Here is a 1672-nt window from a genome sequence, read left to right as displayed (position 1 = left end):
CTGCCCATTTTTCGGACCCGGTGTTGCTCCGATTGACGGGCGTTTCGAAATCATAATTCATAAATTCATCCTCCCAACATTTGACTTACTTTTCATTCTATCACTCGTTCTGACAATTGCCACCCCTAATCAGATTTTAATGCAAAGAAAATGGAGAATCCGTTTGGACTCTCCATTTTCTTTGCTTAATCAGATTCAAGGAAACAGCAGATATATTCCAGCCGCCGTTAGTCCTCCAAGCAGCGGAGCAACGACGGGAATCCATGCGTATCCCCAGTCCGAAGCACCTTTGTTCGGTATCGGCAGGATAGCGTGCGCCACTCTTGGCGCCAAATCGCGGGCAGGATTCAAGGCCGCACCTGTCGTCCCTCCCATGGCCAAGATGATCACAGTGATCAGCATGCCGACTACGATCGGCTGCAGTCCTGCAACAAATTCTATTTTGGAAAAGCTGAGTACTGCGAAAACAAGTACCGCCGTCCCCATCCCCTCGCTGAATATATTCGCAGGCGTATGCCGGATTGCCGGGGCAGTCGAAAAGACGCCCAATATCGTACCGGAATCCTTCGTTTCAGCCCAATGTGGATAATATTTCAACCAAAGGGCAACTGCTCCCAAAAATGCACCCGCAAATTGAGCTGCAATATAGGGGAGCACAGATGACCAGGGCAGATTTCCGGTGACCGCCATCGCCAAAGTTACCGCCGGATTCAGATGCCCGGGTCCCAATGGGCTGGAAACATATACAGAAATCGCTACGGCAAGTCCCCAGCCGATCGCTATCGTCAACCAAGAATTTTGTTCGCTCTTTGTCTTCTTCAAGGATGCCCCTGCGCCGATGCCGCATCCAAGCAATATCAATAAAAAGGTACCGATTAATTCGCCCAACAACTGCGCGCTGATGCCATTTGCCATTCACTCATTCTCCTTATGCCATCCGTTCTGTCAGATGATTCACATTTCAGCTTTTTCTCTTCAGCATTTTGAGGTAACTTTGATAATTTTTATTGCCGCCTGAAAGGTTGTAGACTTCCTGGAAACCTAAATTGATCAAGACGTTCTGACCGGCATTTCCGGTTACTCCCTTGTTGCAGTAGGTCACTGTCGGGATATCTTTGGAAAGCTCGCCGGCGCGTGTCCGCAGTTCCCCTAACGGGATGTGGATCGCATTTTGGACGTGGCCCTTCTCGAAGTCCTTGGCGGAACGTGTATCGACCACCTGGATGGTTTCGCCTTTTTGCTGCGTTTCGACCAACTGGGCCGGCGTCATCAAAGGATTTCCGTGCAAGGCGTTATCCAAGGCCATGCCTGTATACAGGATAGGGTCTTTTGTCGTTGCGAACGGCGGAGCGTAAGCCAAATCCAAGTGGAACAGGTCTTCCGCTTTCGCCTTGAAGGTGATGGCCGTGGCAAGGACATCGATCCGTTTGTCCACACCTTGAGTTCCTACGATTTGAGCACCCAAAACGCGTCCCGAAGCTTTATCGGCCAACGCCTTGATGATCAGTTCCTTGCCGCCAAGGTACTCGGCGTGGTCCGGCTTGATATTGTAAAGGATCTCTACGGAATAGCCCGCTGCTTTCGCTTCTTTTTCGGTCATCCCTGTTTGGCCGACATGCAGATTGAATACGCGGAAAATACCGGTACCCAATACCCCGCGGTGCTCCAGATC

The 1672-nt window shown here is 50.7% G+C and carries 2 protein-coding genes; both read right to left on the bottom strand.

What is annotated here, in order from left to right; genetic code table 11:
- Positions 1–195: 195 nt before the first annotated feature.
- Positions 196–915: an MIP/aquaporin family protein gene (locus WBV27_RS02325; protein ID WP_424199060.1), complete on the bottom strand. Its 720-nt coding sequence runs from the start codon at positions 913–915 to the stop codon at positions 196–198.
- A gap of 46 nt (positions 916–961) precedes the next feature.
- The coding region (locus tag WBV27_RS02320) for a rhodanese-like domain-containing protein (protein ID WP_424199058.1) at positions 962–1672 on the bottom strand (711 nt) is incomplete at its 5' end.

The organism is Trichococcus sp., from assembly GCF_049589555.1.
Taxonomy (GTDB): domain Bacteria; phylum Bacillota; class Bacilli; order Lactobacillales; family Aerococcaceae; genus Trichococcus.
This window is presented reverse-complemented; position numbering and strand designations above follow the sequence as displayed.